Genomic DNA, 231 nt, shown 5'->3' on the forward strand with positions numbered 1-231 from the left:
CATCAGATAAGAATCCAGGGGATAAAGTAACAGGCAAAGTTCTCGTAAGATACCCAGATGGATCAACAGAGGAAGTACCAGTAACTGTAACCGTAGTCAACCGTGATAAAGATGATTACACACCGAAGTACAATGACGGCAGTGGTAAACCAGGCTCATCAGTAGAGATTCCAGTAAGTGAAGCAAACGGTAAGAAAATCCCAACAGGAACAACTTACACAAGTGGCACAC

The 231-nt window shown here is 43.3% G+C and carries 1 protein-coding gene; it reads left to right on the forward strand.

The annotated features are described in order from the left end of the window. Positions 1–231 (forward strand): Rib/alpha-like domain-containing protein (locus EII37_RS11035; RefSeq protein ID WP_142997544.1); only part of this gene is annotated, 231 nt, incomplete at both ends.

This window comes from Streptococcus sp. OH4692_COT-348, from assembly GCF_003859975.1.
GTDB lineage: Bacteria > Bacillota > Bacilli > Lactobacillales > Streptococcaceae > Streptococcus.